Genomic DNA, 25,681 nt, shown 5'->3' on the forward strand with positions numbered 1-25,681 from the left:
GGGATTCTCGGGATTCTCGGGATTCTCGGGATTCTCGGGATTCTCGGGATTCTCGGGATTCTCGGGATTCTCGGGATATACGAGGGATTCGCGGCCGCGCGTCCCGGCACGTCACGGCGCGCCGTCGCGCCGCGAACCTCGACGCATCCTCACGGAACGCATCCTCACGGAACGCATGCGCGCCGAACGCGCGCCGCGGCCGCCCCGCTACCACGCGATCCGATCGAGCTCGAACGCATGCGCCGCCGCGCGCAAGTCGCCTACCTCGACGCCGTCGCTCAGCAGCGATTCGGTGAGCCGCTCGCGATAGCGGTGGAAGTCGTAGCTGCCGCGATCGCGCGGCCGCGGCAGCGCGATCTCGACGACCTGTCCGATCCGCCCGGGCCGCGGCCGCATCACGACGACGCGATCCGCGAGAACCACCGCCTCGTCGACGTCGTGCGTGACGAACAGCGTCGTGATCCGCTCGCGTTCGCGTATCCGCAGCAGCTCGTCCTGAAGCTGATGGCGCGTGAGCGCGTCGAGCGCGCCGAACGGCTCGTCGAGCATCAGGATTCGCGGGCGGGCGACGAGCCCGCGCGCGATCGCGACCCGCTGCGCCATGCCGCCCGACAGTTGATGCGGCAACGCGTCGTCGAAGCCGTCAAGGCCGACGAGCCGGATCGCGTCGGCGACACGCCGCGCCGCCTCGTCGCCCGGCAGCGCCTGCGCGGCGACGCCGAGCGCGACGTTGCGCGCCACCGTCAACCACGGAAACAGCCGGTGCTCCTGAAACACGATTCCGCGCTCGGCGCCGATGCCCGCGATCGGCTCGCCGTCGACGCGGATTTCGCCGTCGAACTCGGTGTCGAGGCCGACGAGCAGGCGCAGCAGCGTCGACTTCCCGCAGCCGCTCGCGCCGACGATCGCGACGAGCTCGCCCGCCGCGATGTCGAGCGAGAAGCCGCGGATCGCTTCGTAGGCGCGTCCGCCCATGTCGAACGTCTTGCCGACGCCGCGAAACGCGACGGCGGGCGTCAATCGATTCATCTCCGTTCTCCGGTCAAAAAAAACGAACGCCGGCCGGACCGCGCCGCGACGCCGTCATCGCGCGGGCGCGGGCTCGGACACGAGCGCGATCTTCGTGTAGCCGGCCGCGCTGATCTCGCCCATCGCCTCGATCATGCGGCCGTACGGCAGCGCCTTGTCGCCGCGGATCTCGATCCGCCGCGCGGCGTCGCCCGCCGCCTCGCGCGCGAGCGCTGGCACGAGCTGCGCGGCGGCGACCTCGGTCGTGCCGACGAACACCTTGCCGTCGCGCGCGAAGCTCACCGCGATCGGCGGCTTGTCCTCGGTGAGCGCGCCCGCCTTCGCCTGCGGCAAGTCCACCTTCACGCCCTGCGCCATCAGCGGCGCGGCGACCATGAAGACGATCAGCAGCACGAGCATCACGTCGACGAGCGGCGTCACGTTGATGTCGCTGACGGGCGCGGCCGCCGCGCGCGCGGCCGATGTCGTTCCGATCTTCGCGCCCATCTCACGCCCCTCCCGTCGCGACGCCCGCGATGCCTGCGGCAACGGGCACGAGGCCGGCCGCGTCGCGCGGCTCGACCGCCGTCGCCGTCGCGGTCGTCGCCGCCGCCGACGTGCGCGTGGCCGAACGCGGAAGCGCCGACGACGCGTCGCGCTCCCCCGCTCGCGTCGACACGACAGCGATGCTCGCGGCGGCCGGTGCGGCCGCCTCGGTACGGCCGATTGCCGCCGCCGGCGCAATTGGGGCCGGCGTATTTGCCGTATTCGCCGTGTTCGCCGTATTCGCCGTATTCGCCGTATTCGCCGTGTTCGCCGTGTTCGCCGTGTTCGCCGTGTTCGCCGTGTTCGCCGTGTTCGCCGTGTTCGCCGCCACCGCTACCCCAGCGACCGCCGGCCGCGCGCCATCGCCGTGTGCCGCGCTCCCGTCGCGGCCGCTGACGCGCGGCGCGTCACGGCCGGCGCCGCCGTCCGCGTCGACGACCGGATCGCCCGCATCGAGCTGCCGCGACAACTGCACTTCGACGAGCCCCGCGAGCGTGTCGAGCCGGTTCGCGTACGCGTTCAAATCGCCCGACGCGCGGTTGTACGCGACGACGGCCGGAATCGCGGCGACCAGCCCGAGCACGGTTGCGAACAGCGCCTCGGCAATCCCCGGCGCGACGACGGCAAGGCTCGTGTCGTTGGTCGCGGCGATCCCCTGGAACGCATTGATGATCCCCCAGACGGTGCCGAACAGCCCGACGAACGGCGCGACCGAGCCGACCGTCGCGAGCACCGGCAAGCCGCGCTGCAACTGCTCGATCTCGACGCCGCGCGCGATCGCGCCGACGCGCGCGAGCCGCTCCTTCAGGCTGTCGCGCCCGGCTTCGCGCTGCTCGAGCCCTTGCCGCCAGCTTTCGCGCCACTCGGCCGCGATCGCGCGATACACGCGCGCGAACGGATCGCCGGCGTGCGCGCCGAGCGCCTGCGCGAGCGCGGGCAGCGGCCGCGGCTCGCGCAGCAGCGCGAGCCAGCGCGCGGCGCGGCGTTCAAGCGTGCGAAAGCGCAGCAGCTTGTCGGCGATGACGGCCCAGCTCGCCACCGACGCGAGCGCGAGCAGCGCCATGATGCTCTTGACGAGCCAGTCCGCCTGCTCGAACAACTGCAGCGGCGACAAATGGGCGGCGACGTGGGCGGAATTCATGCGGTTCTCCTGAGAAAAAAGACGGCGTCAGTCGGTCAATTGGTAGACGATCGCGCCCGCGAGCCGGTACGCGCTCGCGCCGAGATCCGGCGGCTTCGGAAACGGCGCGGCCGCGCGGATCGCTTCGCGCGCGGCCGCGTCGAGCTCGCCGTTGCCGGACGAGACGATTTCGACGTGCTGCACGCGGCCGTCCGGATCGAGGGTGAGCCGGTAGCCGACGCGCCCTTCGTCGCGGCGCAGCCGCGCGGCGCGCGGATAGCTGTCGGCCGCGTAGCGGTCGATCCGCTCGAGCACCTTCGCCGCGTAATCGCTCGGGATGCCCGACATCCCGACGACGGCCGGCGACGGCCGCGATGCGGCGGGCGTCGATGCGGCGCTCGGCGCGGGCGGAGGCAGCGCGGACGTGGCTTGTGCGGCCGGTGCGGGCTGCGCGGCCGCTGCGGCGGGCGTCGCGGCAGCCGTCGCGGCGGGCGCGTTCGCCGGCGGCGCGGGGCGCGCGGCCGGCTCGGCGGAACGGGGAGCCGCAGGCCGCGCCGGCTCGCTGCGGCGCACGGGCGGCGGCGCGGCGCGCTTCACGGGCGCGTTCGCCGGTTCGCGCGACGCATGCACGGGCGCCGGCGCCGGCTGCGGCGCGACGAGCGTGCGCGCCGGCGCGGGCTGCGCGATCGTCAGCTCGATCGCGCGCTCGCGCGCGGGCGGCTGCGGCGCATGCGCGTGAAACGCCCACAGCGCGGCGAGCGCCGCGCCGTGCAGCGCGACCGACACGGCCGTGCCCGCATGCGCGCCGCGGCGCGCGGGAATCGGCGCGAACGACGCCGCTTCGTCCTGCGGCCGCGCGATGTCGGGAAAAAAAGCGGTCTGCACGGAAATCGTCACGATGGGCTCCGTTGGAAATGCGCCGCGCTGGGCGGGCCGTCGTCCGCGACGACGACGAACGCCCCCGCGCGCCGGGACGACGAAGCGGCGCACGCCCGCGCGAACGCGTGCGCATGGGCCGGCGCGCGCCCGCCTCCGCTCACGCGCCCGCTCGCGCCCCCGCCCGCGCCGCGAGGGCAACAGCGACGGCGCAGGCAACGGCCGCGATCGACACGCGCGTTCATGCGTCCTGCGGCTGCGTCGCGAACACGCGCACCGCGCCGTCCTGCACGCCGTTGTCGGCGACATAGCGGGCCCAGTGCTCGAGCAGCGCGGCGAGGCGATCGGGCTGCGCATCCGCGAGATCACGCGTCTCGCCCGGATCGGCGGCGAGGTCGTAAAGCTGCCACGCGCCCGGCCCGACCGGCTGCGGAATGAACACCGCCTTCCAGTCGCCCTGCCGCACCGCGCGCATCCCGAACAGCTCCCAGCCCGTCACGTGCGCGTCGTCATGCACGCGCGCCGCGTCGCGCCGCAGGTAGGGCGCGAGCGACGCGCCCTTGACCGCCGCGACGTCCCGCCCGCGATAGCGCGCGCCCGGGTGCGCGACGCCCGCGAGCTCGAGCACGGTCGGCGTCACGTCCATCACCGTCGCGAACGCGTCGCTGATCTCGCGCCGCCGCGCGAGCGCCGGATAGTGCGCGAACGCGACCACGCGAATCCCGCCTTCCGTCGTGAACGCCTTGTACAGCCGCGACGGCGCGGTCGCCGCCTGCGCCCAGCGCGGGCCGTACCACACGTATGAATTGCCGTTGCCGACGTTCTCGAGGCGGTTGTCGTAGTAGTCGCGGATGAATTGCTGGAGATTCGGCCCGAACACCGGCAGCGCCTCGAGCAGCGCGCCCTCCGCGCCGTTGTCGGAGAGGAACAGCACGAACGTGTCGTCAAGCTCGCCCGTCGCCTTCAGATGGTCGACCACGCGGCCGACGTTCCAGTCGAGCCGCTCGACCATCGCCGCATACACCTCCATCGTCCGCGCGGAGAACGCGCGCTCGTCCGGCGTGAGCTGCGCCCACTCGGCGTTGCGCGCGACGACCGGATGCGCGTCGACGTGCGCGCCGAGCAAGCCGAGTTCGCGCTGCCGCGCGAGGCGCGCGCCGCGCAGCGCGGCCGGGCCGTCCGCATAGCGGCCGCGATATTTCGCGACGATGTCGGCAGGCGCCTGCAGCGGCCAGTGCGGCGCGGAAAACGGCAGATACGCGAAGAACGGCCGGCCGTCGTCGGGGCGCTCGCCGAGGTATTGCAGCAGCTTGTCCGCGAAGGTGTCGGACGAGTAGAAATCGTCCGGCAGCGCGTCGACGAAGCGATCGTCCTCGACGTACAGCGAGCGCGTCGAGCGCATCAGCCGCGGCTGCTCGGCGTCCGCCGGCACCGGCTCGAATCCGTAATGGTTCGCCGCGCCCGGCAGAAGCGCGAACGAGCGCTCGAAGCCGCGCGCGGCGGGCGCGCGCTCGAGCGTGAGCCCGAGGTGCCACTTGCCCGCCATCGCCGTGAAGTAGCCGGCGTCGCGCAGCAGCTCGGGCAGCGCGACCACGCGCTCGTTCAGATACCCCTCGTAGCCCGGCTTGCCCTGCAGCTCCGGCGTCAGCGCCTCGGCCATCGTGCCGATCCCGGCGACGTGATGATCGGTGCCCGTCAGCAGCATCGAGCGCGTCGGCGAGCACGCGGACGCGGTGTGGAAATCGGTGAAGCGCACGCCCGCGTAAGCGAGCGCGTCGAGGTTCGGCGTCGAGATTTCGCCGCCGAACGCGCCGATGTCGGAGAAGCCGAGATCGTCGGCGACGATCACGAGAAAGTTCGGCCGATCGGCCGGCTTGCGCCGGGAGCTTGCTTGGGTCGACATGGTGGCTCTGGTTCCTGGTTTCTGGTTTCGATCGAAGGAAAGGAAGAAAAGCGAAGCGCTCAGCGCGGGCCGCGCCAGCGCGTCGCCGCGGCTTCGAGCCGGCCGCCCAGCCAGCCGAGCGCCGCGCCGAGCGCGCCGACGATCACGGCCGCGCTCATCAGCCGGTCCATCCGGAACAGTTGCTGCGCGTCGAGCATGAAGCCGCCGATGCCGACGCCCGACGGCATGAAGTACTCGGCGCCGATCGCGCCGAGCCACGCATAGACGAGGCCGAGCCGCAGGCCCGCGAAAAGGCCGGGCGCGATCGCGGGCAGCACGAGCTGCCCCAGCCGCTGCCGCGCCGGCAGCCGCAGCGTGCGCGCGGCTTCGGCGAGCTGCGGCGACAGGCTCTCGACCGAGCGCTGCGCCGCGACGAGCATCGGGAAGAATGCGGCGAGCGCGACGAAGATCACTTTCGACAGCTCGTCGATGCCGGCCCACGCGGTGAGGAGCGGAATCCACGCGAAGATCGCGACCTGGCGCAGCGCGGCGAACGTCGGCCCGGCCGCGCGGCCGAGCCCGCGCACGAGACCGAACGCCACGCCCGCGACCGCGCCCGCCGTCGCGCCGAGCGCGAGCCCTTCGAGCGCGCGCAGCAGCGTGCGCGCGAGCGGCACGGGCAGCGCGCCGCTCGCGATGTCGCGAAACGCGCTCGCGAGCACGGCGGACGGCGCGGGCAGCACGCGCGCGTCCACCCAATGCCAGTGCGCGGCGGCCGCCCAAAGCGCCGCGAGCGCGGCGGGCAGCAGCGCGCCGTGCAGCCATGCGAGCGCGCTGCGGCGCGGCGCGCGCGCATGCTCGGCGAGCGCCGCGCGCGGCCAGCGCACGAGCCGCGCGTCGAGCCGGCGCAGCGCGTCGTCCATCGCGAAGCCGGTCGCGCCGATCACCGCGATGCAGACGAACACGATGTCGAGCTGGAACATCTGCCGGCCCCACACCATCAGATAGCCGATCCCCTCGGACGACGCGAGCAGCTCGACCGCGATCAGCGTGAGCCAGCCCTGCGCGAGCGCGATCCGCAACCCGGTCATCACCGGCGGCAGCGCGGCGGGCGCGACGAGCAGGCGCAGCGTCGCCGCGCGCGGCAGCCGCGCGACGGCGGCGATCTCGCGCAGCCGCGGCGGCACGCCGCGCACGCCGAGCTGCGTGTGGATCGCGACCGGCACGAGCACCGCCTTGACGATCAGCGCGATCTTCAGCGCCTCGCCGATGCCGAGCACGACCATCAGCAGCGGCAGCCACGCGAGCGTCGGGATCTGCGCGAACGCATAGAACACGGGCGACACGATGTCGTCGGCGGTGCGCGAGCGGCCCGTCAGCGCGCCGAGCGCGACGCCCGCGGCCACGCCCGCCGCGAACCCCGTCGCGAGCCGCGCGAGGCTCACCGCGAGCTGCGAGAACAGGTTGTCGCCGGCGAGCTCGACGGCCGTTTGCCAGACGAGCTCGGGCGTCGGCAGGATCTGCGGCGACATCCATTGCCGATGCGACGCGTGCCACCACAGCGCGAACAGCAGCGCGGGCAGCACCGCGCCGGCGAGCCGGTGCCAGCCGGCTGCGCCCGCGCGGCGGGCGAACGCGCGACGCAGCGTCTGCGGCGTGTACGACGCCGCGCGCGGCGCGCGGGCCGGCCCGAGGAACGGCGCGGCGGCCGATGCGGGGCGGGGCGATCTCGTCATCGTCTGGCTCCTTCGTCGTCGCGCGTCAGTAGTCGTAGCGCAGCGTCGCGCCGAACATCCGCTCGTCGCCGACGGACGCCGTGTACGCGCCGTTGATCGTCGCGAACGACGCGAGGTAGTAGCGGCGGTCGAACACGTTGCGCGCCCACAGCGACAGGTCCCATTGATGGCGGCCCGTCGCGAGCCGCCAGCCGGTCGTCAGGTTCAGCACGCCGTAGCCGGGCAGCCGGCCGTACGTCGAATCGTCGAGCGTGCCGTACTGGCTCGAGCGCAGCGAATACTGCGCGGCGACATACTGGTCGATGTCGTGACGCAGCCGGAACTGGTATTGCGCGTTCAGGTTGACGATCCAGCGCGGCGCGCCCGCGACGGGCCGCCCGGTCAGGCTGCAGACCGCCTTCGGATTCGGGATCGACACTTCCGACGGGCACGGCGCGTTCTCGTACGACGTGTAGGCCGCATCGACGTACGACGCGTTGAGCCCGAGCACGAGATTGCGGATCGGCATCGCGCGCACGTCGAGCTCCGCGCCGCGGCTCCTCACGTCGGCCGCGTTCGACAGCACCGAGACGACGCCCGTCGGCGTCGCGAGGAAGCTCGTCGCCTGATAGCCGCTCACCTGCGTCCAGAACAGGTTCGCGTTGACCGTCAGCCGGCGCTCGAAGAACTCGCTCTTCACGCCGATCTCCGCGTTGTTCGCGCGCTCGGGCCCGACGAGGAGCGATTGCGCGCCCTGCGTCGGCGCCGACGACACCGACAGGTTCGCGCCGCCCGATTTCTCGCCGTGCGACAGCGTCACGTAGCCGAGCACGTTCGGCGCGAGCTTGTAGCCGAAATTGAGCAGCGCCGACGGGCTCAGGCTGTACAGGTTCAGGTCGCCCGACGCGTACCGGCCGATCACCGCGTCGCGCACCGCTTGCACGGCGGGCGGCACGGCCGCGCCGCCCGCCGGCGCGTCGCGCGTGACGCTCGCCGATTTCGTCTCGTACGTGCCGCGAATGCCCGCCGTGATATCGGCGCGCGGGCTCGCGTGCCACGTGCCTTGCGCGAACAGCGCGAAGCTGTCGGTCGTCATCGTCGCGGGCGCGATCGACGTCGTGTTCGCGAGCGCGCCGCTGCGGTTGCCGAGCACGATCGCGTCGGCGAACGGGCCGTAGTACGCGAACGTCCGGTTGCTCAGGCGCTGATGGAAGTAGTACGCGCCCGCGACGTAATCGAAGCGGCCGCCGGTGGGCGACGCGAGCCGGAACTCCTGCGACAGCTGGTGATCGTTGACCGCGACGCCCGTGTTGTAGATCGCGGGCTTGTCGAGGTTGTCGTCGTTCGCCGGCTCGAAATTCCAGAAGCGCGCGGCGCTGATCGACGTCAGCGTGTGGCCGCTCGGCAGCGTGTAGTCGACTTCGGCCGACAGCCCGCCCTGATGCACGCTCACGTGCTGCCGCGAATCGAGGTTCACCTCGTGCAGCGCGGGGTTCGTGACGGGCGCGGCGCCGATCGACGCCGCGCGGCTCAGGAACGGGTTGTAGCCGTTGATCGTCGGCCCGAAGCCGTACAGCACCGTCGTGCCGTAGCTCGAATCCTCGCGGTGATAGTCGGCGATCACGCGCGCGTTCAGGCTCGCCGACGGCTTGAACAGCAGCTCGCCGCGCACGCCTTCGCGCATGCCGCCGTTGAGCCGGCCGCCGGTGTAGAGGTTCTTCACGTCGCCGTCGTCGTGCGTGCGGTACAGCACGAGCCGGCCCGCGACCGTGTCCGCGAGCGGCCCCGACAGCACCGCCTTCGTCTGCGCATAGCCCCGCTGGCCGACCGACTGCTCGATCGACGCCTCGGCCCTGAACGTCGGCCGGCGCGTCGTGATGTTGATCACGCCGGCCGTGCTGTTCTTGCCGAACAGCGTGCCCTGCGGGCCGCGCAGCAGTTCGATCTGGTCGATGTCGAACGCGTCGAACACGGCCATTCCGGGGCGGCCGAGATAGACGTTGTCGAGATAGACGCCCGCGCTGCCTTCGAGGCCGTCGTTCGCCGGATTGTTGCCGAGGCCGCGCACGGAGATGCTCGACTGGCGCGCGTGGATGAACGCGACGTTCGTGCTCGGCAGCACGGTCTGCAGGTCCTGCACGCGGTAGTTGCGCTGCAGTTCGAGATCGTCGCCGCTGACGGTCGAGATCGGCGCGGGCACCTGCTGCGCGTTCTCCTTGCGGCGGCGCGCGGTGACGACGACGTCCTTCAGCGCGGCGCTCGACGAGGCGGCGGCGCTGCGCCCGGCCGGTGGGGTTGCGGCTGGGGCGGCTGGGGCGGCTGGGGCGGTTGCGGCCGGCGACGCGGCGTCGCGTCGGTCAGCCTGCCCGGCCGGTCCGACCGGTCCGTTCGGTTCAGTCGGCCCAGTCGGCCCAGCCGATCGGGCCGCCTTCGACGGCCCGCCGCCGGAAGCGCCCGCGTCTGATGTCGCGTCTGATGTCGCGCCCGATGTCGCGCCGCCGCCTGCGGCCCCGAACGATTCCGTCGCGCGAACCGGTCCGCTCGCACGCTCGGCGCGAGTCGCGTCGGCGGCGCTTGCGGCATCGGGCGCATTCGCCGAATCGGCCCCGCCCGCAACCGGCAACGCATTCGCCGTCCGCGCGGCGGGCGGCGGCGCACCGGCGGCTTCGACGCCGTCTCGCACGCCGGCCGCCCGGGCCGGATCGGGCGCGCGCGTCGCGGTTTCGGCGAGCGCGAGCGTCGATGCGGCCAGCAAGCCCGCCGCGCTCGTCGCATCGCGCCCATCGAGCGCATTCGTCGCGCCGGGCTTCGTCCCCGCATTCACCGCATTCGCCGCATTCGCCGCCTGCGGCGCACGCGCCACGTCCGCCGCCGCGCCGGCCTGCCCTTGCGCGCCGGCCTCCGCCTGCGCCCATGCCCCCGCCGCCGGCGCCAGCGCGGCCGCGACGAGCGTCGAGCCGAATCGAATCGTATTGCGCTTCATCGCCCCGCCCGTCAAAGCGCGCTGCCCGGCCGGCCGAACGATTCGTACGCCTGCCAGCGCGCGCCGAGATTCAGCTCGCGCAGCGCGGCGTCGAGATAGCTGCGGTCGATCCATTGGTCGACGTCGAACGTGCGGCGGATCAGCCCCGCTTCCTTCGCGACGCGCACGTCCTGCTTGAACGCGTCGACGTAATGGCGATCGATGAGCGGCGAGAACACGACGGCCGGATCGCTTTCGGCGAGCTCGTTGCGCCAGACGGTCGGCGGAATGCTCGCCTGCTGCTGTTCGAGCGCGATGTACGCATCGAGATTGCGCTTGTCGGATAGCCACTGCGACGCCTCGACGACGGTCTTCACGACCGTGCGCGCGAGCTCCGGATGCGCGCGCAGGAACGCGGACGACGCGACGAGCCCCGCCTTCAGCGTGCCGACGCCCTGCCGGCCCTTCGTGCTGACGGGCACGTCCGCGAGCCCCTTGTCGCGCAGCACGAACACGCCGGCCGAGCCCCACGCCGCATCGATCCGGCGCGCGGCGAGCGCCGCGGCCGCCGCGTTCGGATCGAGATTGACGATGCGGAAATCGCGCTCGGCGAGGCCTTCCGCGCGCAGCACGCTGTCGAACGACAGTTGCAGCGCGGTCCCGCGGAACACCGCGACCTGCTTGCCCTTCAGCGCGCGCAGGTCAGTGACGCCCGAGCCCGGCGTCACCGCGAGAAAGCCGTTCACGTTGCGCGCGAGCGCGGCGACGAGGCGCGTGTCGAGGCCGTTCGCGCGGCCGATCACCGCCGCGAGATCACCGAGAAACGCGAGATCGACCTGCCCGTTCGCGAACGCCTCGTTGATCGCCGGGCCGGCGCCCTTGAAGAAGGTCCACCGCACGTCCACGCCCTGTTTCGCGAACGCCTTTTCGAGCAGCCGGTTCGCATGGATCACGTCGACCACGCCGCCGCCCGCGGGCTTCGGCCCGGCGCTCGTGTCGGGCACCGCGATGCGGATGACGGTTTGCGCGAATGCGTGGGCCGGCGCGGCGAGCGCCCACGCGAGCATGACGAGCCGAAGCGGCTTCAGCCATCGAATCAGATGCTTCATGGAAATCCTGGCGTTCTGGGGTTGAACGAAGCGAGCGACGCGCGGCGCGCGATGCGCGGCGGCGGCGGCAGCGGCGGCGCGCGACGCCGCCGCGCTGGGGGCGAGGTCGCTCGGCGCGCGCCTGCGTCGACATGCCGACATCAAGCGGCCTTCGTGTCCGCGCTCGCGCGCGGATTCGGCTCGCGCAGCCGCGTGACGCTGCGCCGGCCGTCGACGCCGACGGGCACGTCGCCCGCGAGCGTCACGCGGCGCACGACGCGGCGCGCGTCGCCGTAGTCGTTGACCGCGTAGTGCTGCGTCGCGCGGTTGTCCCAGATCGCGACGTCTCCTTCGCGCCAGTGCCAGCGGACGATGTTCTCGAGCCGCGTCACGTAGCTCTGCAGCAGTTCGAACAGATGCGCGGAGCCGCCCGGCGTCACGCCGATGAAGTGCTTGAGGAAGTGGCCGAGGATCAGCGTCTTCTCGCCCGTCTCCGGATGCACGCGCACGACCGGGTGCTCGGTTTCGTAGCGCGTCGACACGAACACCTCGCGATAGCGCTTGAGCGCCGCGACGTCGTGCGGCGTGTCGCCGGTGCCGATCCGGTGGCTCGCGTAGTCGTACTCGTTGCTGTGCACGGCCCACAGCGCGTCGGCGAGCGTCTTCAGCGGCGCCGGCAGATCGTCGTACGCGGCCGCGGTGTTCGCCCACACGGTGTCGCCGCCGACTTCCGGAATCGTCACGCCGCGCAGGATCGACGCCTGCGGGTACGCGTCGACGAACGTGACGTCGGTGTGCCACGAGTTCGCGCGGCCGCCGCGGTGCGAATCGAGCTCGAGCAGATAGTCGGTGCCTTCGACGACGGGCACCGTCGGATGCGCGACCGGCTCGCCGAGCCGCTTCGCGAAACCTTCCTGCTCGGCGTCGCTCAGATGCGCCTGGTCGCGCAGGAAGATCACCTTGTGCTTGAGGAGCGCGGCGCGGATCGCGTCGACGGACGCCGCGTCGAGCTGCGCGGACAGTTTCACGCCATGGATTTCGGCCCCGATGCGGCCGGTGACGGGGCGCACGTCGAGCGTGTTCGATACGGCGAGACTCAGATTGGTCATGACGGACTCCGATGGAGAAAACGATGGACGAGACGAAACGGCGCGCCTGCGCGGCGCGCGGCGACGGAAACGACGAAAGCGGCGAATCGGAAAAAACCGGAAAAACCGGGTGCGGCGGCCGCCGCGAACCGCGCGGCCGGATCAGCGGCGGCGACAGCGGCAGATGCGTGCGCGGCGCGGCGCGGGATGCACGCGGCGTCGAGTCGGGCGATGGGCGGATAGCGCGAACGTATTCAGCACGTCAAGGGCTCTGCCGGTTGCATTTGATGGAGATCATTATCGGCAGAGCGGCGGCGGCGAATCTATCGCGCGTTGGACATTTGACAGAAGAAGTTCGCATGCCGTTATGCGCGGCGGCCTGAAAAGCTCAGCAGGCATTCGGATGAAACCTGGAGGACGGCGTGCGCCCGCGGCGCGCGTCCGCACCGGTTCAGTCGAGCTGCTGCGGCCGGCCCTTGGTCGACGTCCCGATCGGGCGCGCCCGCGCTCCGGTTCGGCGATCCGACGCCGATCGACGCGAGCCGCCTGAGCTGCGCGTCCGGGGTTGCGGAGCACGCCGCCGCGCCTTCGATCATGCGCATGCAGGCGCATGCCGTCGGGAAACGGCCGAAGGGAAACGGCCAAATCTCGGCCGGGTCGAACCTCGCCGCGATCGAACGCCGGATCTATCCGGCCCGCGCGATCGCGGCGGCCGGGAACGGTTGGCAGCCGTGGCACGCCCGCACGGAAGTCACGCGGCCGTGCCGATTGTCATGGCGGATCGATCGAGCGCTCGCGTCGCCGCCGACGGAACCGAAACCGGAATTGCGCGCGCCGCGCGTATCGCGCGCGGCCGCGCAGATCCGGCGGCTGCGCCCGCGCCGCCGCGATCGGAGCCGTGCACGCACAGCCCCGCCCCCGGCGCGGCGCGTCACACCGTCATTCTTCGCCGTCGCTGATCGCGCGCAGCCCGCCGAGATCGAGAATCGTCAGCCGGCTGTACTGCGAATCGATGATCCGCTCGCGCACGAGCCGGCGCAGTTCCTTGTTCACGCTCTGCCGCGACGCGACGAGCAGCGACGCGAGATCCTCCTGCGACAGCCGGATCGTCAGCTCGATCCCGCGCGGCGTCGGCTGGCCGTGCCATTCGGCGAGCGTCAGCAACTGGTCGGCGAGCCGCGCGCGAAAGCCCGACAGCGCGGTCCGGCCGATCCGCCGGTGCAGCGCGCGGCTGCGCACGCAGATGAGCTCGAGCACGCCGCGCAGCAGCGCCGGCTCGCGCTCGAACTGCGCGAAGAGCGCGTCGCGCGAGATGTGGAACAGCGTGGTGAGCCCGTGCGCGCGCTGGTCGTGCATCGAGCCGCCGCCGTCGATCACCGGAATGAAGTTGATCACCTCGTTCGGCCACATGTAGACGGCGACCGCGCGCGCGCCCGCCGCGTTCGTCCAGCTCATCTCGATCGCGCCGGACAGCACCACCTGGATGTCGTCGCACGGGCCATGGCGCGCGAAGATCAGCTCGCCGTTCAGCCAGGTCTTCAGATAGCCGGCGTCGCAGAGCCCATCGATCGATTCGGCGGGCCAGTTGCGCAGGCACGGATTCGCGGTGAACGCCGCGTGGATCGCGCGGCGCGTGCGCGCGTCGAGCGCGCGGCCGGCGCGTTGCGGCTGGAACGGCAGCGCGGCGTGCCCGGACGACGGGCGCGGCGCATGCGCGGGCGGACGGCGTATCTCGATCGCTTCGCTGATCTCGCTCATGATGTCGACGCGCATCGCGCGGGAAGAATCGGGGCAGCACATGAAAGCACCGTTTCCCGCCCTCGCCAACGACTTCTTTTTTATGTGCTTATCACGGCCGGGCCGCCGCGCGGCTGGCCGGCAAAGCGGCCGGGCGCGCCGGCCCGCGGGCCTCGGCCGCGCCGGCGGCCCTGATCGCCGCGCGGCCGTCGTGCGCATGCGGCCGCCGCCTGGCCGCGCGTCGCGCCGACACGCGCGCGGCGCGACGCCCCGCGATCGCGCCGCTACTGCCGCGCCGCCTCCGCGCCGCGCGCGCCGACCGGATAGATCAGCCACGGATCGCCGTCGATGTCGCGCCAGTACGCGCCCTGCGCCTCGAGCACCGTCGCGAGCCGCTGCCGCAGCCGGTTCAGTTGCGCGTTCGACGCCGTCTCGAAGAAGGTTCCGCGCACCTCGCGCAGCGCAATGCCGGCGCGCTCCATCCGGTGCACGAGATGGATGAACGTCGCGACCGCGTCGCTCGGGCCGCCCCCGCCGCCGCGCGTGGCGAGATCGCAGACGACGAGGCTGTCGTCGACGAGCCGGTAGACGAGATCGAGATCGTTGACCCGCACGCGCCAGCCGATCCGGAAATGGCTTTCGCCGAAATACGCGGGCTCCGGATGCATGCCCTGCGCTTGCAGATAGCGGGTTGCCGCATCGAGGGCTTCGGCCTGCATCGCGCCTCCCGTCAGTACCGCACCGCGGCGGCCATCTGCCCCTGCAGCGTCACGAGCTCGCGCAGCGCGTCGCGCATCTGCCGCGACGCGTCGAGCGCGCGCTCGAGGGTCGACGCGAGCGCCTTTTGCAGACGCTCGACGGACTGGCTATCGAAATCGCCCTGCAACTGCGTCTGCTGCGCGTCGCGCACGAGCGACGCGTTCGCGACGCCCGCGATCCCCTGCCCGGCCTTCGACAGCCCGTCGGTCGCGGTCGCGCCGAGCTGGCTGCCCGACGCCGCGCCGAGCGCGCTCATCGCGCCGCCGACGATCTGCGCGACCGCCGACGCCATCGCCGCGTCGAAGTTCTGCATGATCGCCTGCTTCCTCGTCTCGAGCACGCCGACCTGCCGGTCGAACGCGATCCGCTGCATCGTCTCGTTGAACGTGCGCTCCAGGTCGCGCATGTCGCTGAAGATCTTCTGCAGCCTCGCCTTCAACTGGTCGATCGTCGCCATCGGCCCCATCGCGGCGTCGCCCCCGTCGAACAGGCCGGCCGCGCCGAGCCCCGGCGTATCGGTGCGGACCGGCGCGCCGCCGGCTTGCGTCACAGTACTCATCACTCGTTCTCCTCGAATTTCAAACGGCGTCGTTGCGCCGTGCGTTCAAACCATCGACGCGGCGACCCGCGACTGCACCGCGCCGCTCTGCCTGAGCGCCTGGCCGCCGTCCTCGATCGCCTGCCCCGCCTTCTCGACGAGCGCCTGCGCGTCCTTCGTCTGCGCTTCCTTCTGCTGCTTGTAGAACTCGAAGCACATCTGCAGCCATTGCTGGTCGAGAATCAGTTGGTCGATTTCCTTCTGCAGCTTCGCGCGCTCGACGCCGAGCACGCCCGACGTCGTCTGGCTCGCGGCCGCGACCGTCGCGCGCGTCGTGTTCAGAAGCGGCGACAGCGACGCCTTCAGCGCGGCCGCCATCACGTCGCGCTTCACTTGCTTGGCGATCGCCTGCGTCAGCGCCTGCGCGGTCATCTCGGCGCCGCGGTCGATCGCCTCGTTCGCGACCTTCTGCACCGCCTTCGTCACCATCTTCTCGATCGCCTCGCGCGAGAAGCTCTCGAGCATCCGGTTCACGCCGAGCTGCTGGACCGTCTTCTGCAGCGCTTCCTTGCCCGCCTTCTTCGACGCCTCGAGCGCGGCCTTGCCGAGCCCCTGCAGGATCTGCTCGGACACCTGCGACGCGACTTCCTTGCCGACCGCCTGCGCGGCCGTCTCGACCGCCTGCTTGCTGCCCGCCTTGACCGCCTGCTCGAGCGCCTCGCCCGCGCCCTTCTCGAGCACGGCGGTCGTCGCCTTCGGAATCGCCTTCGTGAGCAGCATGTTGCGCGCGGCGCTCGTCACGTCGACGACCGCGCCCGCGATCTCGAACGTCAACTGCACCTTCGCGGCGACGTCCGCGACCTGCCGGTACTTGTCCGCGTTCTTCTCGTCGATCAGCGCGAGCGTGTTCATCGTCGCCTTCACGACGCCGGCGAAGCCCGCCATCAGGTCCATCGCGCCGCCCGCGACCATCATCGCGTTGCCGGACAGCGCGCCGCCGATCATCTTCGCGACGCCGGACACGACCTCGACGGCCGCGACGATCCAGTCGAAGATCACGCCGAAGATGCCGGCCTTCTTCGCCTTCTGCTGCTGCTCGACCGCGTTGTCGATCTGCTCGCGATAATCCTTGATCTCCTGCCGGCGGACTTCCTCCTGCTTCGCGGACATGATGTCGAGCGCCTTGCTCTTCAGCTCCGCGGTGTTACCGAGCGCCTTCGTCGACAGCAGCGTCGTCGCGAGCAGCATCGTCTCCATCGACATTTTTTCGAAATCGCGCAGGCCGATCGACGACGCCGAGCCTTTTTCGCCGGATGCGCGATCGAACTGGCCGAGCACGCGCCCAAGCGCGCCCGCCGCCTCCTTCATCGACACGAGCGCCTGCGCGGCGAGCGGCGCGCGGCCGTCGGCGGCGAGCCCCGCGCGCGCATCGTCGACGACGGCCGCCGCGACGCGCAGCAGGCCCGCCGCGGCGCGCGCACGCGCCGCGCCGTCCGCCTGCCGTTCGGGATCGATCGGCGCGAGCGCGCCGCCTTGCGTTCCATGTGCGTTGATCGCAACCGTCATTTCATTCCTCCCGTTCACATTGCGCGCATTGCGCGAGCTGCCGCGCCGCGCGCGCCTTCAGCTCGCTGTGCTCGCCGCGCTCGCCGCACCAGCCGAGCGCCGCGCGAAACGCCTTCGCCGCGTAATCGGAATTGCCGGCGAGCCGGTAGCTCACGCCCGCGTGATACGACGCGCGCGGATCGTCCACGCGTATCATCCCGGCGCGGCTGAAGCAGAAGATCGCTTCGTCATGCGAGGCGAGCCGCTGCTGGCAAAGGCCGAGCGCGAACCAGTAATCGAAGTTCCAGTGATCGACGCGCGCGAGCATCAGCAGGAAGTTGCGCGCCGCGTGCAGCTCGCCCGCGTCGAGGAGCTGCGTGGCATACGCGTACAGCGTGTCGAGATCGCGCCGCTCGACGTCGGCGAGCATGCGAATCGATCCGCCCGACGCGAAAAAGCGCTGCAGCACCGCGTGATCGTCGTGCGGCGTCGTTTGATTGAGTGCGGCCATCGGATGGTCTCCCGTGCGGCGGCCGGCGCGCGCGAAGCCGCGCCGGCCGCGCGGCGCGTCAGCGGATCGCCGACGCGATGCCCTTCGTCGATTCGGCGAGCATGCTTTGCAGGCTGTTGATCATCTGCACCGCCGTGTTGTAGTTCTGCATCAGCTGCTGCATCTTCAGCTGGCTTTGCTGGATGAAATCCGACGCGCGCCCCGACACCGATTCGAGCGACGACTTCACCGACATCAGGTCCGCCTTGTCGAGCTTGCCGCCCTTGTCCTTCATGAAATCGTCGATCGTCTTGCCGTTCACGAGGATGTTGTTGTCCTTCATGTACTTGAGCACGTCGGCGGGCAGCTCGGTCTTGTCCTCCGGCTTGACGAGCTTCGCGAGCGCCGCCTCCACCTTGTTCGCCATGTCCTGCGCGTCGCGCGAGATGTTCGACTTCTTCTGCATGTCGTCCAGCTTCGCCGTCGTCTGCCGGCTCAGCAGATCCATGATCACCAGCATCATCGCGATGCTGTCGCCGATCGGGTGCGGATTCGCGACGTTGCGCTCGCTCGCGCCGCCGATCGGGTCGACGCTGGACATCTGGCTCTGGGCGGTCGGTTGAATGGTCGTCATGTCTCGGATTCTCCGTTTCGTTCGTTTCGTTCGTTTCGCTACGTTCCGTTCGTTTCGCTACGTTCCGTTCGCTTCGCTGCGGCTTGCTTCGTGTTTCCGGCTTCGTGCTGTTTCGCTGCGCGGCCGGATCGGACGGGTGTCAGACGAATGCGCGAGCGAATTTCCTCGGCGTCCGGCGCTCGCGCGAGGCCTCGGGCTGCGGCGCGGCGGCGAGCGCGAGCTGCGCGATTTCGTCGCCGAGCCGCTTCAGGCACTGCTCCGTCTTGCCGGCCTGCTCGGTCATGCGCTCGGCGAGGCCCTGCCCGCCGTGCTTCATCAGGTCGTCGAGACGCTGCAGCTTGCGGCGCGCGTCCGGATCGCGCGCGGCCCGCGCGCGCAGCGCCGCGATCTCGTCCTGCAACGCTTCAAACGCCTGCATCTGCTCGCGCATCGCTTCCTTGCGCCGGTGCAGGTCGGTCATCGCATCCTTCAGTTGCTCGAGTCCTTGCATCGCTCACCTCGTTCTTGACGGTTTCATCGTAATTTCGCCGCGCGATTTCGCTTTACTGAAAACCGCGGCCGCTTTCGAATTCGTACCCGCGCATGCGCGTTTACCGCAATCGCCGTCGCGGCGGCCGGCGCGCGCGAAGCCGCGCCGGCCACGCGGCGCGTCAGCGGATCGCCGACGCGATGCCCTTCGTCGATTCGGCGAGCATGCTTTGCAGGCTGTTGATCATCTGCACCGCCGTGTTGTAGTTCTGCATCAGCTGCTGCATCTTCAGCTGGCTCTGCTGGATGAAATCCGACGCGCGCCCCGATACCGATTCGAGCGACGACTTCACCGACATCAGGTCCGCCTTGTCGAGGCCCGCCGCGCCCTGCAGCGCGCTCATGATCGTCTTCATGTGATCGACGCTGATCTTCTGGCCGGGCCGGTAGTTCACCTCGGGCAGCGACCAGATGTAGTCGCACACGCGCTTGCCGTCGATCTTGATGCCGAGCGAATCCATGTAGCTGACCACGTCCTGCCACGGCGTCGACGTCATCCCGTCCACATCGGCCTTGTCGATCATCGACTGCATCTTTTCGAGCATCTGCGCGAATTTCCGAGGGTCCGGGCCGGCCGCCGTCTTCGCCGCGATGAACTCGTCGATCGTCATGCCGTTCACGAGGATGTCGTTGTCCTTCATATACTTGAGCACGTCGGCGGGCAGCTCGGTCTTGTCCTCCGGCTTGACGAGCTTCGCGAGCGCCGCCTCCACCTTGTTCGCCATGTCCTGCGCGTCGCGCGAGATGTTCGACTTCTTCTGCATGTCGTCCAGCTTCGCCGTCGTCTGCCGGCTCAGCAGATCCATGATCACCAGCATCATCGCGATGCTGTCGCCGATCGGGTGCGAATTCGCGACGTTGCGCTCGCCCGGCGCGTCCACGGCGTATTGCGTGCCGACGGAAGCCGCGCCCTGGCGCTCAATGCCAACTTGCATCGTGGGACCCTCCTTTTTATCGTGCAGCCGGTGGTTGACTCGGCGCTGCCCGCCGCGTCCGACTGCGTCCGCGACGAGCGCCGATCGGCGCGCCCGAACAGCCGCGCGCCCCGATCCGTTGCGTCCATCGTAGCCACGCATCCGGCCGCGCTTTGTCGGAATCCGGCCGCGCATTCCGGTTTTTCGGCAACGGGCCGGCGACGCGCGCAAGTGCGGCATGCCGCCTCGCCGACCGACGGTTTCAGGTGATGACCTGAGACGATTTTTCAGCCAAATGGCCGATGATTCGGACCGGGCAGCAACAACAGCCACGGGGGCTTGATGCAAGTTGTACGATTCCTGTTCGGCCGCCTGAGCGGCCAGGTGAGGACGCGCGGCATGATCCATGCGGTGCCGGGCGACTGTATCGTCGTCACCCGTGACGACGCCGCGCTGTGCGACGCCGGCGCGGGCACCGACATCCAGTTCGCCGACTTCTACGCGGCCGACTTCCGCACGCTGTACGCGGAGATCAGCGCGCTGATCGACCGGCCCGAGGCGACGCCGTTTCGCGGCGAGCCGCTGCGCGTCGTGCCGACCTCGCCCGAGGTGATCGGCATGCTGGAGCTGCTCGCGCCCGTGTCGCGCCCGGCGCTCCTCAGCTTCCTGTACGTGTTTTGCCTCGGCGCCGATCGCGCGTACTTCTCGCGGCTGCTGCACGCGGCGATGGCGGGCGACACCGAGTTCGTCGACTTCGTCGACGCGCACGCGCTCAATCCGTGGAGCGTCGCGCGCTTCGCCGAGGAGTTCGGGCTGCCGCCGCGCAAGTTCAACCTGCTGTTCGTCGAGAAATACGGGATGTCCGCGAAGCGCTGGCTCGTCGAGCGCCGTCTCGCGCACGCGCAGCATCTGCTCGTGTCGACGTCGATGCGCATTCTCGACATCGCGCACGAATGCGGCTTCTCGAATCACGCGCATTTCACCGACAGCTTCCGCCGCCGCTACCTCTGCAATCCGACGCAGTACCGGCTGCGCGCGAAGCGGCCGGCGGCCGCGGTGGCCTGACGGAGGGCCCTGCGATGGATATCGAAGCCGTCAATCAGCAGCTCTCGCGTCTCGTCGACAAGGTCGGCAACGACGTCGAGTCGAAAATGAACGCGTCCGACCTCAACGATCCGACCAGCATGCTGCAGGCGCAGTTCGCGATCCAGCAGTACTCGGTGTTCGTCGGCTATCAGAGCGCGGTGCTCAAGGCCGTCAAGGACATGCTGTCCGGCATCATCCAGAAGATATGACGGCGCTCTCGCAAGACGCGCGCCGCCTGCTCGTCGAGTGCGGGCTCGCGGCCGTCAATCACGGGCTCGCGCGGCACGCATGGGCGATCTACGACGCGCTGCCGGCGCTCGTCGCGGCCACAGGCGACCGGCGGCTCGTCGAAGCGACGATGCTGATCGGGCTCGGCCGCGACGGCTGCGCCGCGCGGCTGCTCGCGTCGATGCCGGGGCCCGACGCCGCGCTGCTGCGCGGGCTGCTCGCGCCCGCGCACGCGCCGTCCGGCGCGCCGCCCCCGTTCTCATCCGAATTCGCAAGGAGCCTCCATGGACATCACAGCCGCGCAACACGCGCTCCAGACGCTGCAAGCGGCGCAGCAGCCGGGCGCGACGCCCGTCGACCAGACCCAGATTGACGCGTTCACGCGCGCGCTGTTCGGCCAGGACGCGAGCACGCCCGAAGCGCGCGCGGCGAGCGGCTTCCAGCATCGCTCGCTCGGCGTCGAACGCGCGCTCGACGCGGCGCGCGATCCCGGCGCCGCGCTGATGCAGCCGCTCGACATGCTCGCGAACCAGTCGGCGATGCTGCGCGCGATCCTCGAAGTCGACCTGACCGCGAAGGCGGCGGGCGCGGTGTCGCAGGGCATCAACAAGCTGGTGAACATGCAATGACCGCACGCGCTTCACGCGCCGTGTGCGCGGCCGCGCTCGCGCTGTCGCTCGCGGCCTGCAAGACGGATCTCTACACGAACCTGCCCGAAACCGAGGCGAACCAGATGATCGCGCTGCTGATGCTGCGCGACATCGACGTCGACAAGAAGCTGTCGAAGGACGGCAACGTGACGATTCGCGTCGATTCCGACCAGTTCGTCAACGCGGTCGAGCTGATGCGGCAGAACGGGCTGCCGCGACGCAAGGCGGCCGCGCTCGAGGATCTGTTTCCGTCCGGCCAGCTCGTCACGTCGCCCGCGCAGGAGCAGGCGAAGATCACGTTCCTCAAGGAGCAGCAGCTCGAGAAGATGCTGCGCGCGATGGACGGCGTCGTCGACGCGCAGGTGTCGATCGCCGAGGGCGATCCGCAGAACCGGCGCGATCCGCCGCAGCCGTCGGCGTCGGTATTCGTCAAGTACAGCCCCGAGCGCAACTTCGCCGCGCGCGAAGCCGAGATCCGCAGCCTCGTCGTCACCGGCACGCCGGGGCTCGCGGCGGATCGCGTGAGCGTCGTGCTGCAGCCCGCCGATTACCGCTACGACATGCCGGCCGAAGTCGGGCCGCAAGCCGACGCGGGCCTCATCGCGTGGCTGCGCGCGCACCGGCTCGGGCTCGGGCTCGCGCTCGGCGCGCTCGGCATCGTCGCGAGCCTCGCGGTCGCCGTCGTCGCGTCGCGCGGCCGCTCGGCGGGCGAGCCGCGCGCGTCATGATCATGAGCGAACCGCCCGTCATGCCCTTCGCGCCCTCCATGCCGTCCATGCCCTTCACGCCCGCGCTGCAGCGCCTGCATCGGCTCGGCTGGCAGCCCGGCGCGACGATGCACGACGGCTGGTGGCCGCATCTCGGGCTCGCCGCGTGGCGCGAAAGCTATCGTCGCCATCCGGCGTGCCGCGCGGCGATCGACCGGCTGATCGTCGCGCGGCGCGGCTTTCCGCGCGCGCCGCTGCCCGCGCGGCTCGACGACAGGCAAAGCGCGCTGCTGTCCGTCGAGCCGCGGATCGAAGCGCTGATCGTCGCGCTCGGCGTGATCGCGCTCGATTGCGCGGATCATCTGCTCGTCACGCGATACCGCACGCACCTCGCCGGGCGGATCGGCGAGCGCGGCTGCGCGCAGTTGCTCGCGCTGCATCGCGGATGGCGCTCGCCCGCGCGCGTCGCATCGCCCGAGCGCCTCGTCGACGCCGCGACGGCGGCTGGCGTGCGATGGTGGCGGCGCGACGCGGGGGCGTGCGTCGTCGCGACGCTGCTCGCGACGCGGCTGCCGCCGGCGGACGATGCGCCGCTCGACGGGCCGGATGCGGCCGTGCGGCCGGCTGCGTTCGATGCGTCGGTTGCGTTCGATGCGTTCGATGCGGCCGATGCAGCCGATGCAGCCGATGCGTTCGACACGCACCAGACGCATCAAACGCATGAGATGCGTGAGATGCACGAGACGCGCGGCATGCACGACATGCGAGACGCCCGGGTCCTGCGCGCGACGCCCGGCGCGACCGACGGGTGTGAACGGCTCGCCGCGCCCCCCGACGCGGCGAGCCCATCGACCGCAGCGACCGTACCGACCGCGCCGACCGCATCGATCGCGCCGCACGCGCTCGCCGTGCGAAACCCGCTCGACGCATCGCCGCCGGCAACCGCCGGCTCCGCTTCCGACAAGCTCCTGAAACTCGCCCGCTTCCTATGAACGGCCTCGTTCCTCCGATCGTCTCGCTGCCCGGCCCCGCGCCGCTCGACGTGCATCTGCCGGCGGACGCGCTCGCGCGCTATTGCGACGCGGCGGCCGTCGTCGCGGCCGCGCGCGACGAAGCGCGTGCGCTCGTCGATCAGGCGCGGCGCGAGCTCGACGCGGCGCGGCAAGCGGCCGAGCGGGTGCGCGACGACGCGTACCGCGAAGGCGCCGCCCGCGCCGAAGCCGAGCTCGAATGCCGGCGAGACACGTTGATCGACGATACCGTCCGCTGGCTGATCGACGCGCGCGAAGCCGAGGCCCGGATCGCCGAGCGGATCGACGCGCGCGTGCGCGCGCTCGTCGCGAGCGTGGTCGAGCCGTACCTCGGCACGCACGAGCCCGTCGCGCTGCTCGCGCAACGCGTGCGCGTGCGCGTTCGCGCCGACGCGCACGGGCAAGCGTTCCGCGTCTTCGTGTCGCCGGCGAACCTGCCGCGCGCGCGCGACGCGCTTGGGCACGACCCGCGCGTGCGAATCGACGCCGACACCGCACTGTCGGACCGCGCCGCACGGTTCGAAACGCCGGACGCGATCGTCCGCTTCGATCTCGACCGGCATCTGCGCCTGTTGCTCGCGCGCCTCGCAGGCCCAACCGAGGAGACTCGCTCCGATGCTCAACCGTATTGATCCGGCCGCCGCGCAGGCGAGCGCCGCCGCGACGCCGGCCGGCGCCGGCGCGGCTTCCGCGCAGCCGGTCCAGCGGATCGTGCCGCCGCAGTCCGCGCACGAGCTCGCGCAACGCGAGCTCGCCGACGCGCCGCTCGACTTCGGCGGCGCGCCGCTCGAAGCGGCGGGCGTGTCGGGCGAATCGTTCGCCGAAACGCTCGAGGACATCGGCTTCGCGATCGGCGCGCGTTTTCGCGAGCCGCGGCGCGGCACGGCGGACGGCCGCCCGGAGCGGCCGCGCGCGCGCTCGATGCTGCATCAGTTGATCAAGCAGATCGGCGCGGTGTCGGCGGCCGAGCTCGCCGAGCTGCGCGAGCGGATTCCCGGCGTCGACGAACTCGACGATGCGGCCGACGCGATGCGCGACGCCGGCTTCAACGCGGGCGAAATCGCGCTGCTGCTCGGCGCGATGCTCGAAGAAGGCAAGCTGTCCGGCATGCGGCACAAGCGCGCAGAAGACGCGCTCGCCGCGATTCTCGACGGCGACGAATGGGCATTGCAGCTGTTCGCCCGGCTCGAATTCGGCGTGGCCGGCCGCGCGGGCCTGAGCGAGCTGCGGCGGCTCTATCAGCGCGCGGCCGCGCGGCAAAAGCGCCTGACCGAATGGTTCGACGAATTTCGCCGCCTGCGCGACCGGCGGCGCAAGCTGAAGACGCTGATCCGCGCGCTCGCGTTCGAGCTGTCCGCACAGGGGCCGGCGATGGATGCGCATCTCGCGGCCGTGATCACGGACCTGAAACGCATCCTGCAGTTTCTCGGCGTCGAGGATCACTGCGCGCGCGCGGCCGACGCGTTGAACGCGCCCGGCGTCGACGCCGACGTGCTGCTGCAATCGCTCGTCGAATGCGTCGAGCAAAGCTGGATCAGCGCGGGCTGGCTCGCCGAGCGCACCGGCGCGGCGATCCGCGACGACGCGTTCCGCTACCGCTACGCGAAGGCGATGCAGGAGCTCGTCAAGCTGCTGCCCGTCGACTGCTACGAGGACGCCGACCAGCGCGACGCGATCCTCGGCGCGTTCGCCGAGCATCTCGAAGCGCTGGCCGACGCCGGGCTGTAGTTCGGCGCGCGCTCGTGCGCGAAGATGGGCGGGCAATCGCTCGCGCGCGAACAGGAACGGCTCGCGCCGCACGCGCGCCGCTTCCCTTACCCGGCCGGCGGGCCCCGGTTCGCGCGCTTGCCCTTGACGCGACCGCCCTTCGCCGGACGGCCGCTCTCGATCCGGCCGGTCGCGAACCGATCGGCGCGCCGAATGCCGATCAGGCAAGTCAGGCAAGCATGTTCGCGCGCGACGCGCCGCAATTCGATCAGATGCGCGGGCGCGCCCCGGCCTCACCTCGCACGCGCTCGACGGGCGCGGCGAGCCGGCATTCGGCCGTACCGCCGGCGGCGCTCGGCCGCGCCGAATCCGTCGCGTCATGCCGTTCGTGACCCGGCGCTTCCGCAACGCCGGACGCGCCGACAATCGACCAATCGCCGCTGAACGCCTTCGATCGGCCGTCACGAATCCGCGGCCGCGCTCGGGCATCCGGTATCCGCGCCGATCCGGAACATTCGATCGTGTGCGATATCGCGCGGCGCCGCTCGCGCAATCCGGCACGCACGGCCGGTTTCCCCATCGTGAGCGCTCGCCGGAGCATTCAGCCTCGCGGCGACGTCCCCGCTTGGCCGGGCGGGCTGCCGTGATATCGCGCCCACAGCGTGTCGATCACGTCGCGCGCCGCGCTCGCCGCGAGCCGCACGGCGTCCGGACAATCGCCGCCCGGCGCGCACGCGCGCGCGAGCACGGCGAGCAGCCGGTCGCGCGCCTCGCCCGTGTCGTCGGCGAACAGCGTTTCTTCGAGAGCAGTCAGTCGTACCATCGGAGGTTCCTTGCGGGAG

28 protein-coding genes are annotated in these 25,681 nt (G+C 71.1%); 9 read left to right on the forward strand and 19 right to left on the reverse strand.

The genetic code is table 11. From position 1 onward, the window contains the following. Positions 1-207 precede the first annotated feature (207 nt). The 9 genes from WS91_RS03985 to WS91_RS04030 all read right to left on the reverse strand — a co-directional run bounded on the left by WS91_RS03985 (position 208) and on the right by WS91_RS04030 (position 12,306). Entirely contained in the window at positions 208-1,029 is an 822-nt protein-coding gene (locus tag WS91_RS03985) for an ABC transporter ATP-binding protein (RefSeq protein ID WP_059669779.1), read from the reverse strand. Between the two features lie 54 nt (positions 1,030-1,083). After that, positions 1,084-1,515: an ExbD/TolR family protein gene (locus tag WS91_RS03990; protein ID WP_038754753.1), complete on the reverse strand. Its 432-nt coding sequence runs from the start codon at positions 1,513-1,515 to the stop codon at positions 1,084-1,086. A 1-nt stretch (position 1,516) separates the two neighbouring features. After that, a complete protein-coding gene (locus tag WS91_RS32040; protein WP_082758078.1) occupies positions 1,517-2,695 on the reverse strand; it encodes a MotA/TolQ/ExbB proton channel family protein in 1,179 nt (392 codons plus the stop codon). Positions 2,696-2,722: 27 nt separating this feature from the next. Then, positions 2,723-3,571, reverse strand: a complete 849-nt coding sequence (locus WS91_RS04000) for a TonB family protein (protein WP_059669780.1) — start codon at positions 3,569-3,571, stop codon at positions 2,723-2,725. A 220-nt stretch (positions 3,572-3,791) separates the two neighbouring features. Then, on the reverse strand, positions 3,792-5,453 hold the full coding sequence (locus WS91_RS04010; RefSeq protein ID WP_059669782.1) for an arylsulfatase: 1,662 nt from the start codon (positions 5,451-5,453) through the stop codon (positions 3,792-3,794). Positions 5,454-5,512: 59 nt separating this feature from the next. Beyond that, on the reverse strand, positions 5,513-7,168 hold the full coding sequence (locus tag WS91_RS04015; protein WP_082758080.1) for an ABC transporter permease: 1,656 nt from the start codon (positions 7,166-7,168) through the stop codon (positions 5,513-5,515). Between the two features lie 25 nt (positions 7,169-7,193). Continuing rightward, positions 7,194-10,130, reverse strand: a complete 2,937-nt coding sequence (locus tag WS91_RS04020; protein WP_156432280.1) for a TonB-dependent receptor — start codon at positions 10,128-10,130, stop codon at positions 7,194-7,196. Positions 10,131-10,141: 11 nt separating this feature from the next. Continuing rightward, positions 10,142-11,218: an ABC transporter substrate-binding protein gene (locus WS91_RS04025; protein ID WP_063889466.1), complete on the reverse strand. Its 1,077-nt coding sequence runs from the start codon at positions 11,216-11,218 to the stop codon at positions 10,142-10,144. 140 nt (positions 11,219-11,358) lie between these two features. Next, positions 11,359-12,306, reverse strand: a complete 948-nt coding sequence (locus tag WS91_RS04030; protein ID WP_038754759.1) for a TauD/TfdA dioxygenase family protein — start codon at positions 12,304-12,306, stop codon at positions 11,359-11,361. Between the two features lie 23 nt (positions 12,307-12,329). Here WS91_RS04030 and WS91_RS35465 point away from each other — a divergent pair, with 23 nt between their 5' ends. Beyond that, a complete protein-coding gene (locus tag WS91_RS35465) occupies positions 12,330-12,668 on the forward strand; it encodes a hypothetical protein (RefSeq protein ID WP_152611858.1) in 339 nt (112 codons plus the stop codon). A gap of 556 nt (positions 12,669-13,224) precedes the next feature. Here WS91_RS35465 and WS91_RS04040 read toward each other — a convergent pair. From WS91_RS04040 to WS91_RS04075, 8 genes are all read right to left on the reverse strand, one after another. Beyond that, positions 13,225-14,085, reverse strand: a complete 861-nt coding sequence (locus WS91_RS04040) for a Crp/Fnr family transcriptional regulator (protein ID WP_197422203.1) — start codon at positions 14,083-14,085, stop codon at positions 13,225-13,227. 221 nt (positions 14,086-14,306) lie between these two features. After that, a complete protein-coding gene (locus tag WS91_RS04045; RefSeq protein ID WP_038754765.1) occupies positions 14,307-14,741 on the reverse strand; it encodes a secretion protein in 435 nt (144 codons plus the stop codon). Positions 14,742-14,752: 11 nt separating this feature from the next. Beyond that, positions 14,753-15,340 carry a pathogenicity island effector protein gene (locus tag WS91_RS04050; RefSeq protein ID WP_226377298.1) on the reverse strand — a complete coding sequence of 196 codons (588 nt, stop codon included), beginning with the start codon at positions 15,338-15,340 and terminating at the stop codon, positions 14,753-14,755. A gap of 45 nt (positions 15,341-15,385) precedes the next feature. Further along, positions 15,386-16,885, reverse strand: coding sequence for a type III secretion system translocon subunit SctE (gene sctE / locus WS91_RS04055; protein WP_038754769.1), 1,500 nt, complete (start codon positions 16,883-16,885; stop codon positions 15,386-15,388). Between the two features lies 1 nt (position 16,886). Beyond that, entirely contained in the window at positions 16,887-17,375 is a 489-nt protein-coding gene (locus WS91_RS04060; RefSeq protein ID WP_038754772.1) for a SycD/LcrH family type III secretion system chaperone, read from the reverse strand. Between the two features lie 58 nt (positions 17,376-17,433). Further along, the gene (locus WS91_RS04065; RefSeq protein ID WP_059669786.1) at positions 17,434-17,988 is read right to left on the reverse strand and encodes a secretion protein EspA; all 555 of its coding nucleotides are present in this window, start codon (positions 17,986-17,988) and stop codon (positions 17,434-17,436) included. Positions 17,989-18,127: 139 nt separating this feature from the next. Then, positions 18,128-18,478, reverse strand: coding sequence for a hypothetical protein (locus WS91_RS04070; protein WP_038744729.1), 351 nt, complete (start codon positions 18,476-18,478; stop codon positions 18,128-18,130). Positions 18,479-18,638: 160 nt separating this feature from the next. Then, a complete protein-coding gene (locus WS91_RS04075; protein ID WP_059669787.1) occupies positions 18,639-19,451 on the reverse strand; it encodes a secretion protein EspA in 813 nt (270 codons plus the stop codon). 321 nt (positions 19,452-19,772) lie between these two features. Here WS91_RS04075 and WS91_RS04080 point away from each other — a divergent pair, with 321 nt between their 5' ends. The 8 genes from WS91_RS04080 to sctW are packed head-to-tail and all read left to right on the forward strand — an operon-like array spanning position 19,773 to position 24,860. Then, on the forward strand, positions 19,773-20,495 hold the full coding sequence (locus WS91_RS04080; protein ID WP_226377297.1) for a helix-turn-helix transcriptional regulator: 723 nt from the start codon (positions 19,773-19,775) through the stop codon (positions 20,493-20,495). 14 nt (positions 20,496-20,509) lie between these two features. After that, positions 20,510-20,725: a type III secretion system needle filament subunit SctF gene (gene sctF / locus WS91_RS04085; protein ID WP_038747791.1), complete on the forward strand. Its 216-nt coding sequence runs from the start codon at positions 20,510-20,512 to the stop codon at positions 20,723-20,725. Further along, a complete protein-coding gene (locus WS91_RS04090) occupies positions 20,722-21,117 on the forward strand; it encodes an EscG/YscG/SsaH family type III secretion system needle protein co-chaperone (RefSeq protein ID WP_063889467.1) in 396 nt (131 codons plus the stop codon). Before sctF ends, WS91_RS04090 begins: the two co-directional genes overlap by 4 nt. After that, complete coding sequence (gene sctI, locus WS91_RS04095; RefSeq protein WP_038747793.1) at positions 21,029-21,373, forward strand: type III secretion system inner rod subunit SctI; 345 nt, start codon at positions 21,029-21,031, stop codon at positions 21,371-21,373. Before WS91_RS04090 ends, sctI begins: the two co-directional genes overlap by 89 nt. Beyond that, positions 21,370-22,122: a type III secretion system inner membrane ring lipoprotein SctJ gene (sctJ, locus tag WS91_RS04100; RefSeq protein WP_059582078.1), complete on the forward strand. Its 753-nt coding sequence runs from the start codon at positions 21,370-21,372 to the stop codon at positions 22,120-22,122. Before sctI ends, sctJ begins: the two co-directional genes overlap by 4 nt. A gap of 38 nt (positions 22,123-22,160) precedes the next feature. Further along, positions 22,161-23,093 (forward strand): type III secretion system domain-containing protein, encoded by a 933-nt coding sequence (locus WS91_RS04105; protein ID WP_197422204.1) that lies wholly within the window; start codon positions 22,161-22,163, stop codon positions 23,091-23,093. Beyond that, on the forward strand, positions 23,090-23,764 hold the full coding sequence (locus tag WS91_RS04110; RefSeq protein WP_059669789.1) for a hypothetical protein: 675 nt from the start codon (positions 23,090-23,092) through the stop codon (positions 23,762-23,764). Before WS91_RS04105 ends, WS91_RS04110 begins: the two co-directional genes overlap by 4 nt. Continuing rightward, positions 23,748-24,860 (forward strand): type III secretion system gatekeeper subunit SctW, encoded by a 1,113-nt coding sequence (sctW, locus tag WS91_RS04115; protein WP_059669790.1) that lies wholly within the window; start codon positions 23,748-23,750, stop codon positions 24,858-24,860. Before WS91_RS04110 ends, sctW begins: the two co-directional genes overlap by 17 nt. Before the next feature lie 86 nt (positions 24,861-24,946). Here the strand turns inward: sctW and WS91_RS37150 are convergent, their stop codons facing one another. Beyond that, positions 24,947-25,102, reverse strand: a complete 156-nt coding sequence (locus tag WS91_RS37150; protein ID WP_231751967.1) for an anthrax toxin-like adenylyl cyclase domain-containing protein — start codon at positions 25,100-25,102, stop codon at positions 24,947-24,949. Between the two features lie 338 nt (positions 25,103-25,440). Next, positions 25,441-25,662, reverse strand: coding sequence for a hypothetical protein (locus WS91_RS04125; protein WP_038747802.1), 222 nt, complete (start codon positions 25,660-25,662; stop codon positions 25,441-25,443). Positions 25,663-25,681: the final 19 nt, after the last annotated feature.

It is taken from the genome of Burkholderia sp. MSMB1498, assembly GCF_001526245.1.
Classification (GTDB): domain Bacteria; phylum Pseudomonadota; class Gammaproteobacteria; order Burkholderiales; family Burkholderiaceae; genus Burkholderia; species Burkholderia savannae.

Excerpts from the sequence above, each read along its gene's own strand:
- WS91_RS04080 (WP_226377297.1), top strand. The coding sequence starts at position 19,773 with ATGCAAGTTGTACGATTCCTGTTCGGCCGCCTGAGCGGCCAGGTGAGG.
- WS91_RS04060 (WP_038754772.1), bottom strand. The coding sequence starts at position 17,375 with ATGGCCGCACTCAATCAAACGACGCCGCACGACGATCACGCGGTGCTG.
- WS91_RS04015 (WP_082758080.1), bottom strand. The coding sequence starts at position 7,168 with ATGACGAGATCGCCCCGCCCCGCATCGGCCGCCGCGCCGTTCCTCGGG.
- WS91_RS04025 (WP_063889466.1), bottom strand. The coding sequence starts at position 11,218 with ATGAAGCATCTGATTCGATGGCTGAAGCCGCTTCGGCTCGTCATGCTC.
- sctW (WP_059669790.1), top strand. The coding sequence starts at position 23,748 with ATGCTCAACCGTATTGATCCGGCCGCCGCGCAGGCGAGCGCCGCCGCG.
- WS91_RS04045 (WP_038754765.1), bottom strand. The coding sequence starts at position 14,741 with ATGCAGGCCGAAGCCCTCGATGCGGCAACCCGCTATCTGCAAGCGCAG.
- WS91_RS35465 (WP_152611858.1), top strand. The coding sequence starts at position 12,330 with ATGGACGAGACGAAACGGCGCGCCTGCGCGGCGCGCGGCGACGGAAAC.
- sctF (WP_038747791.1), top strand. The coding sequence starts at position 20,510 with ATGGATATCGAAGCCGTCAATCAGCAGCTCTCGCGTCTCGTCGACAAG.
- WS91_RS32040 (WP_082758078.1), bottom strand. The coding sequence starts at position 2,695 with ATGAATTCCGCCCACGTCGCCGCCCATTTGTCGCCGCTGCAGTTGTTC.
- WS91_RS04090 (WP_063889467.1), top strand. The coding sequence starts at position 20,722 with ATGACGGCGCTCTCGCAAGACGCGCGCCGCCTGCTCGTCGAGTGCGGG.
- sctJ (WP_059582078.1), top strand. The coding sequence starts at position 21,370 with ATGACCGCACGCGCTTCACGCGCCGTGTGCGCGGCCGCGCTCGCGCTG.
- WS91_RS03990 (WP_038754753.1), bottom strand. The coding sequence starts at position 1,515 with ATGGGCGCGAAGATCGGAACGACATCGGCCGCGCGCGCGGCGGCCGCG.
- WS91_RS04075 (WP_059669787.1), bottom strand. The coding sequence starts at position 19,451 with ATGCAAGTTGGCATTGAGCGCCAGGGCGCGGCTTCCGTCGGCACGCAA.
- WS91_RS04020 (WP_156432280.1), bottom strand. The coding sequence starts at position 10,130 with ATGAAGCGCAATACGATTCGATTCGGCTCGACGCTCGTCGCGGCCGCG.
- WS91_RS04110 (WP_059669789.1), top strand. The coding sequence starts at position 23,090 with ATGAACGGCCTCGTTCCTCCGATCGTCTCGCTGCCCGGCCCCGCGCCG.
- sctI (WP_038747793.1), top strand. The coding sequence starts at position 21,029 with ATGGACATCACAGCCGCGCAACACGCGCTCCAGACGCTGCAAGCGGCG.
- WS91_RS03985 (WP_059669779.1), bottom strand. The coding sequence starts at position 1,029 with ATGAATCGATTGACGCCCGCCGTCGCGTTTCGCGGCGTCGGCAAGACG.
- WS91_RS04065 (WP_059669786.1), bottom strand. The coding sequence starts at position 17,988 with ATGACGACCATTCAACCGACCGCCCAGAGCCAGATGTCCAGCGTCGAC.
- WS91_RS04040 (WP_197422203.1), bottom strand. The coding sequence starts at position 14,085 with ATGTGCTGCCCCGATTCTTCCCGCGCGATGCGCGTCGACATCATGAGC.
- sctE (WP_038754769.1), bottom strand. The coding sequence starts at position 16,885 with ATGACGGTTGCGATCAACGCACATGGAACGCAAGGCGGCGCGCTCGCG.
- WS91_RS04070 (WP_038744729.1), bottom strand. The coding sequence starts at position 18,478 with ATGCAAGGACTCGAGCAACTGAAGGATGCGATGACCGACCTGCACCGG.
- WS91_RS04010 (WP_059669782.1), bottom strand. The coding sequence starts at position 5,453 with ATGTCGACCCAAGCAAGCTCCCGGCGCAAGCCGGCCGATCGGCCGAAC.
- WS91_RS04125 (WP_038747802.1), bottom strand. The coding sequence starts at position 25,662 with ATGGTACGACTGACTGCTCTCGAAGAAACGCTGTTCGCCGACGACACG.
- WS91_RS04030 (WP_038754759.1), bottom strand. The coding sequence starts at position 12,306 with ATGACCAATCTGAGTCTCGCCGTATCGAACACGCTCGACGTGCGCCCC.
- WS91_RS04050 (WP_226377298.1), bottom strand. The coding sequence starts at position 15,340 with ATGAGTACTGTGACGCAAGCCGGCGGCGCGCCGGTCCGCACCGATACG.
- WS91_RS04105 (WP_197422204.1), top strand. The coding sequence starts at position 22,161 with ATGCCGTCCATGCCCTTCACGCCCGCGCTGCAGCGCCTGCATCGGCTC.